The organism is Nocardia carnea (genome assembly GCF_029869215.1).
Taxonomy (GTDB): domain Bacteria; phylum Actinomycetota; class Actinomycetes; order Mycobacteriales; family Mycobacteriaceae; genus Nocardia; species Nocardia carnea_B.
The window spans coordinates 1-7,169 of record NZ_JARWPM010000317.1 but is presented as its reverse complement, the minus strand read 5'-3'; the positions used below and the strand labels follow the sequence as shown (position 1 = coordinate 7,169).

The following is a 7,169-nucleotide window of genomic DNA, read 5'->3' as shown; positions in this document are numbered from 1 at the left end:
CCCCCCCCCCCCTTGGGGCCCACGGGGGTTTCCCGGGGCCCCCTCTGCGCCCCAAAATAAAACACCGCCCAAAACCCCCCGCCGCGCCCCCCCGCCCCGGCCGGGGGGCCCGATCGCGTTTCAGAGGCTCGGCTGTCAATGCTGTGGCCACGGCCGAACGTAGTTCTCGACGCCAGGACACCTATGGGGTCGGCAACCCGGCTGCGGACTGGTCACGACCGACACTCCAACCACAGGCAGCCCTGGCTACACCAACGGCGAGCCTTGGGCGGGCCGGCCAAGGCTCCCGCCATGCCGGTGGGAGTCGGAGAACCGGTGTCCGGCTGTCTGCAAGCGCTGGTGCGGTCTGCTGGCCCCTTACCTCGGATACCGGTAAAGCCTGCTCATAGAGGAAGAGCCGGCTGCGTGACGCTGCCGGCCCTTCCTTGCTCTATGCCCGGTGCGAGTGATACTCGCTGCCGTTCATCCCGCGCGGTGGGCCCGGGATGAACGTGCCGGTTAGTTCGTGCGGATACGCAGGCCCGGGTTGTCGGCGAGCACCACGCTCACCGGCTGCGCGAACAACTGCGGGGCGTTACCGGTGAGCACGCCCAGGATGTTGGGGATTTCGCAGATCGGGTAATCGGCGACCGAGGAGGCGCTGGAGATACCCAGGGCCAGGCGGCCGGTGACGATCGGGCCGCCGCTGTCGCCCGGGAGGGCGCAGATATTGGCGGAGAAGCTCTGGGTGAGCTGCCGATCGCCGACCTGCACCGTCTGATCGACGGCGTTCACCACACCGCAGCTGAAGCCGGTACGCGAACCCGATTTGCAGACCGGAGCGCCGACCACGGGGGTGGCCACACCCTCGATCGGCACCGGCGCGGCGCCAGGCACCTTCACCTGATTGTTCTCGAAGCGGCCCGCGGCGCCGTCCTCGATATCGAGGATCGAGTAGTCCTGGTTGCCCAGTACCGACTTCTGGAAGGTCGCGATCTTCGGGCCGACCCGGTTGCCGCCGAGCGATTCGTGCACGGTGGAGGCGCCGACGTCATCCAAGTTCGGATTGCAGTGGCCGGCGGTGATGTTCACGACGTTGCCGGCCGGGCCGGTTCCGTTGAACCCGAACGAGCAGCGCAGCGAGCCCTCGCCGGCGACGGAGGCGAATCCGTCACCGCCGCCGATCGGTGCCGCGGCACTGCCCTCGGCGATATCCGCGGCCGGCAGCGTTTCCGCCGCGACCGGCGGGGCCATCACGATGACGCGGGCCGGGTCGATGAAATTGGGCATCGGCAGGCCGGCCTGGTCGACGCGGACCGCGATGCTGTTGTTCACGGTGTCGATGACGACGCCGCGCACCAGGGCGGAGACCGCTTCCGGCTGGCTGTCCAGCCAGCGCTCGAAGGCGCTCTTCTCGCCACGCAGGGTCTGTTCGCTCTTGGCGACATTGCGTACGACGAAACCGGTCGATTCCGCGGCGCCACGCGCTTCCTCGGCACCCGGTCCGGGTGCCAGGGCGACTACACCCTTGCCCTGTTCGTCGAGCCAGGCGCCCGCGAACACCTGCGGGAACTGGCGCTGCGCGGTGGTGGCGAACGCGGCCACCTGCTGGGCGGTATCGGCGCGCTGCAGATACTCCTCGGGAGAGATATGCAGATCGCGGTTCAGCGCGGCGACGAGATCGGCGGGCAGGCCGAGACCCGGGTCGGGGGCGGCGGACGCGACCGCCATGGGACCGAACAGCAGCACCGCCGCCGAGGCGGCCGCCGCGGCCCGGTAGGTGCGGGTTCTGGACGGCGCCGTTCGCCGTTTACCTATGCGTGGCATGAGCATGCGAAGACTATATCGGGCTCACCCGGCATTCGGCCTGGTTCGCACGCTGATACCGCTGCCCAGGCCGCCACCGGAGGTCGCGTTGATATCGGCGAGGATCGCCCGGATCGGAATACCGAGGGTAGCGGTGCCGCCGTACTGGGCCAGGGCGATATTGGCCTCACCGCAGTCGGGGGCCTCGGCGGCGTTCGAGCCGCTGGTGATGCCGAGGGCCAGGGTGCCGGTGACGATCGCGCCGCCGCTGTCGCCGCCCAGGGTGCAGGCGGTACTGGCGAAACCACGGATGGTCTTGGCTTCGCCCTCGGTGGTGAACAGCTGGGTCTCGACCCGGTCGGCGACGACGAAGCCGCAGGTGAAGGTCGAGGACTGGCCGGATTTGCAGACCGGCGCGCCGACCACGGGATCGGCGGTGCCGGTGATGTTCAGGGTGGTGCCGTTGGCGCCGCGCACCGACGGCTGGTCCATACCGGAGCCCACCGCCCGTTCGTTCAGCTGGATCACCGAGTAGTCGAGCGTGCTGGGACCGCCGAGTTCCGATTTCACGAAGGTTCCGAGTTCGGGACTGGCCGGGATATTGCGGACATTGGGGCTGTAGACGGCGGCGCGCTCATCGCCCTTGTCCAGGTTCGGATTGCAATGCCCCGCACTGATATTCAACGCGTTTCCGGCGGAATCGACACTGTTGAACCCGAACGAGCAGACATCGACACTGCGCAGTTCCGCATCGTCGAGCCGGCCGGGGGCGCTGATATAGGTATCGCCACCCATGGGACGGCGCTCGACCGGGCCGCCGCTGTTGGGTCCGAGAACCACCTTGATATTGGCGATCATCGTAGGGAGATTGAGCATATGCGCCAGCGGCGTGTTGGCGACATTCACGACCAGCTGGCTGTTGAGGAAGTCGATGGCGATCGAATTGATCACCTGCGAGATATCGCGCGGCTGCTCGGCGACCCACTGATTCAGTTGCGACAGCGAGGTTTCCAGCGCGGCGGCGGAGACCGGGGCCAGCCGGGTGTGGTAGCCGTCGGCAGTGGCGATCTGCGCGGCATCGGGGGAGGTGACGGCGACGAACGGTTTCCCGTCCGGGGTCATCCAGGCACCGGCGAAGACATCGGGACGTTCGGCGCGGAAATCGGCGGCGTAGTCCTGCAGTTGCTGGGCCCGCGCCGACCGGTCGAGATACTCGGTCGGGGTCATCTGCAGATCCCGGGACAGCGCTTGGACGAGTTCGGCCGGCAGGTCCTCGGCTCTGAGCTGTTCCGGTGCGGGTTCCGCGGTCGCCGGAACCGCACCGGACAGGGGAGTCAGGAGAACGGCCGAGCTGATGATGGCAGCTTTGACCGCGGCGCGACGCGCCACCGACTTGCGCATGGAGTCCCTTCGTCGGCACTGTGTGCCAGATTATCCATGGCCACGGGATTGAATCCGTTGGCGCACAGGTGTGGTCGAGCTGACCGGGCTGCCGGGGTGGCCGGAATAACACCGGTCAGGCGAACACTCTAAAGCACAAAACGCTATCTGGCTTCTTCTTGGCGGCCCTCTTGGGAACCGGTGTCCGGAAGATCCGGGTCTTCGGTGCGGAACGGATTCGGGAAGGGGAAGAAATCGAAACCGGGACGGCTGCGGGTGGTCGTGGTCTCGGTGGTCTCCGTGGGGTCGGTGAGAGTGGGTCCGCTCGGTTCCGTGCTGCTGGGCACGGAGGTTGTGGGTACGGGCGATTGCGTTGTGACGGTCACCGGGGGTGTGGTCGGCGCCGGCGGCGGTTCCGTGGTGGCGGTGGTCGGCTCCGGCACGTAGGTCGGTTCGGGGTCGTAGGTCGGCTCCGGTGCCGGCGGCGCGAGGGGCTGCGGTGCGGCGGGCGGTGGGGCGACCGGTGGCGCGGTGACCGATGGAGTGGGCGCGGGGCCGGGTTCGGCGGCGCCGGTGCGCAGCAGCGCCGTGACCCCCACCGCGCCGATCAACAGGCCGGCGAAGGCGGCGGCCGCGACCAGTATCGCCGTGCGGCGGCTGATCTTCGATGCCGTGGGCCGGGGTTTACCGGAAGGCCGGGGCGTTGCCGGTACGGGGGCGGGCGGGTTCGTGGGCGAGGGGAGCGGTTCGGCGGCCGGCAGGGCGCCCACCGCCGGGGAGACGCCCAGGCCGGCGGCGAGAACGCCGAGGCTGGGGCCGCCGTAGGTGGCTTCGGGGTCGGCGGCTGGGACGGCCGCGGAGTACGCCTCGGCGGGGGCGGCCCCGGAGTACGCCTCGGGCGTGGCCGGCGCGGGGTAGGTCGGGGTGGGCGTGACCGCGGAGTATGCCTTGGCCGGGGTGTCACCCGCGCCCAGCTTCGGCATGACGACGGTGTCGAGGAAGGAATTCTCGGCGGTGGTGGGATCGGGCGGGGTGGCGCCGGCCGGGGTCTCCAGGACCACGGCCAGTGCGGCGCGCCCGGCGCTCTCGGCGAAATACTGCCCGGCGTCGCCGGGGGCGTGGCGGGGTCGCGGGGGTAGCTCGTCTTCACCGATGAGGGCCACGGATTTCAAGCCCAGATAGTCCAGGGCGCCGCGCAGCGCGAAAACCTGGGTTGCCGGCCAGCCGCCGGGATGGGTGGCGTAGAACTCGGCCGGGCCGTTGAGGTGGTCGGCGGTCAGGTTGATCAGGCAGAACATGGCGGTGGCCAGCAGGTCTTCCCCGCGGTAGGCCTCGCCGTCGTCCACCGCGACCCCGGCCGGATCGCCTACGGCGGAGATGAAGCCGGTGATCGTCTGGGTATAGCCGGGCGGGGCCGTCGCGCCGCCGAGCGTCGCGTCGCCGTCCTCGGACATGTGCAGGATCGGTTCGCGGATGATGAAGTGCGGATCCCCGTCATCGCTGACCACCGCCGCGGTGCACGCGTGCTCGGCGATGTGCAGGCCCACCCCAGTGGCCATCCTCGGATCCTCGCTTCGACTTCCTCATCCAACAACGACGCTACGGGTTCGCGCAGGGTCGTCCGGCGCGGCGCGCGGCGACCGGGCGCGGAGCATTGACAATAGCTCCGATTCGGGTTCGGTAGGGATCCGGGAGTGGTGCGCGACGGCTGCCGGGGCGGGAATAGATCGCCGGCATACCTGGTTGAGCTGATCGACAATGTTGAGTGAGATCGGCTCAAGTTTGACTTGACGGCCCGCGTGGAGGCGGGCAGGATTGAGCCGACCACGCTCAGTATTGCTGGGACCGTGCTCTATGCCGTGCCTGGGGCTGGTCCGGCCGCCGGGTCCCTCCGGGGTCCGGCGCACAGGGGCGGACAGCCCGTACAGACACAAGCAGTCGAAAATGAGGAGGAACAAATGGCTCGTGCGGTCGGAATCGACCTCGGGACCACGAACTCGGTCGTCGCCGTTCTCGAAGGTGGTGAGCCGGTCGTCGTCGCCAACTCCGAGGGTTCGCGCACTACGCCCTCGATCGTCGCGTTCGCGAAGAACGGTGAGGTGCTGGTGGGTCAGCCCGCCAAGAACCAGGCCGTCACCAACGTCGACCGTACGATCCGCTCGGTCAAACGCCATATCGGCACCGACTGGACCGTCGAGATCGACGACAAGAAGTACACCTCGCAGGAGATCAGCGCGCGCACGCTGATGAAGCTGAAGCGCGACGCCGAGGCCTACCTGGGCGAGGAGATCACCGACGCGGTGATCACCGTCCCCGCCTACTTCGAGGACGCCCAGCGCCAGGCCACCAAGGAAGCCGGCCAGATCGCCGGCCTCAATGTGCTGCGTATCGTCAACGAGCCCACCGCCGCGGCCCTGGCCTACGGCCTGGACAAGGGCGACAAGGAACAGACCATCCTGGTCTTCGACCTCGGCGGCGGCACCTTCGACGTCTCGCTGCTGGAAATCGGCGAGGGCGTCGTCGAGGTCCGCGCCACCTCCGGTGACAACCACCTCGGTGGTGACGACTGGGACGAGCGGGTCGTGAAGTGGCTGGTCGACAAGTTCAAGTCCAGCTCGGGTATCGACCTGACCAAGGACAAGATGGCCATGCAGCGGCTGCGTGAGGCCGCCGAGAAGGCCAAGATCGAGCTGAGCTCCTCGCAGAGCACCTCGATCAACCTGCCCTACATCACCGTCGATGCGGAGAAGAACCCGCTGTTCCTCGACGAGCAGCTCACCCGCGCCGAATTCCAGAAGATCACCTCGGATCTGCTGGACCGCACCCGGGCGCCGTTCCAGTCCGTGGTCAAGGACGCCGGGATCAAGGTCTCCGATATCGACCACGTCGTGCTGGTCGGTGGCTCCACCCGGATGCCCGCGGTGACCGATCTGGTCCGCGAGCTGACCGGCGGCAAGGAGCCCAACAAGGGTGTGAACCCGGACGAGGTCGTCGCCGTGGGCGCCGCCCTGCAGGCCGGTGTGCTCAAGGGTGAGGTCAAGGACGTCCTGCTGCTCGATGTGACCCCGCTGTCGCTGGGTATCGAGACCAAGGGTGGCGTGATGACCAACCTCATCGAGCGCAACACCACCATCCCGACCAAGCGTTCGGAAACCTTCACCACGGCCAACGACAACCAGCCGTCGGTGCAGATCCAGGTGTTCCAGGGTGAGCGTGAGATCGCCGCGCACAACAAACTGCTCGGCTCCTTCGAGCTCACCGGTATCCCGCCGGCCCCGCGCGGTGTGCCGCAGATCGAGGTCACCTTCGATATCGACGCCAACGGCATCGTGCACGTGACCGCGAAGGACAAGGGCACCGGTAAGGAGAACACGATCAAGATCCAGGACGGCTCCGGCCTGTCCAAGGAGGAGATCGACCGGATGATCAAGGACGCCGAGGCGCACGCCGCCGAGGACAAGGCGCGTCGCGAGGAGGCGGAAACCCGCAACCAGGCCGAATCGCTGGTCCATCAGACCGAGAAGTTCATCGCCGACAACGAGGACAAGGTGCCGGCGGATGTGAAGTCCAAGGTCGAGGCCGCGATCGGTGAGGCCAAGGAGGCGCTGAAGGGCACCGACACCGCCGCGGTGAAGGCCGCGGTGGAGAAGCTGGCCACCGAATCGCAGGCGCTGGGTCAGGCGATCTACGAGGCCTCGGCCGCCGAGGGTGCGGCCGCGGGTGACGGTGCGGCGAGCGGTGCCGCCGGTGACGACCAAGTGGTCGACGCCGAGGTCGTGGACGAACCGGTCGACACGGAGAAGAAGTGACGAACGCGGGTAACAATTCCGAGGAACCGATCAGCTTCGTCGACAAGCGCAAGATCGATCCGGAAACCGGCGAGGTCAAGGAGCCGGGGGGGGGGGGGGGGGGGGGGGGGGGCCCCGGGGGGGGGGGGGGGGGCCGGGGGGGGGGCGGGGGCGGCGCCCCCCCCCCCCGCGGGGGGGGGGGGGGGGGGGGGGGGG

At 68.6% G+C, this 7,169-nt stretch carries 4 protein-coding genes; 1 reads left to right on the top strand and 3 read right to left on the bottom strand.

Going from position 1 to position 7,169, the window contains the following annotated elements; all coding sequences use genetic code 11:
* Positions 1-498: 498 nt before the first annotated feature.
* From QH276_RS22335 to QH276_RS22325, 3 genes are all read right to left on the bottom strand, one after another.
* Positions 499-1,812 (bottom strand): S1 family peptidase, encoded by a 1,314-nt coding sequence (locus tag QH276_RS22335; protein ID WP_280402586.1) that lies wholly within the window; start codon positions 1,810-1,812, stop codon positions 499-501.
* 18 nt (positions 1,813-1,830) lie between these two features.
* The gene (locus QH276_RS22330) at positions 1,831-3,186 is read right to left on the bottom strand and encodes a S1 family peptidase (RefSeq protein WP_280402585.1); all 1,356 of its coding nucleotides are present in this window, start codon (positions 3,184-3,186) and stop codon (positions 1,831-1,833) included.
* A gap of 143 nt (positions 3,187-3,329) precedes the next feature.
* Positions 3,330-4,724, bottom strand: a complete 1,395-nt coding sequence (locus QH276_RS22325) for a hypothetical protein (RefSeq protein WP_280402584.1) — start codon at positions 4,722-4,724, stop codon at positions 3,330-3,332.
* A gap of 399 nt (positions 4,725-5,123) precedes the next feature.
* Between QH276_RS22325 and dnaK the strand changes: the two genes are divergently transcribed.
* On the top strand, positions 5,124-6,974 hold the full coding sequence (gene dnaK, locus QH276_RS22320) for a molecular chaperone DnaK (RefSeq protein ID WP_280406886.1): 1,851 nt from the start codon (positions 5,124-5,126) through the stop codon (positions 6,972-6,974).
* Positions 6,975-7,169 lie beyond the last annotated feature (195 nt).

Bases quoted from the DNA above. Each gene is read 5' to 3' on its own strand.
- QH276_RS22335 (WP_280402586.1), bottom strand. From the start codon at position 1,812: ATGCTCATGCCACGCATAGGTAAACGGCGAACGGCGCCGTCCAGAACC.
- QH276_RS22330 (WP_280402585.1), bottom strand. From the start codon at position 3,186: ATGCGCAAGTCGGTGGCGCGTCGCGCCGCGGTCAAAGCTGCCATCATC.
- QH276_RS22325 (WP_280402584.1), bottom strand. From the start codon at position 4,724: ATGGCCACTGGGGTGGGCCTGCACATCGCCGAGCACGCGTGCACCGCG.
- dnaK (WP_280406886.1), top strand. From the start codon at position 5,124: ATGGCTCGTGCGGTCGGAATCGACCTCGGGACCACGAACTCGGTCGTC.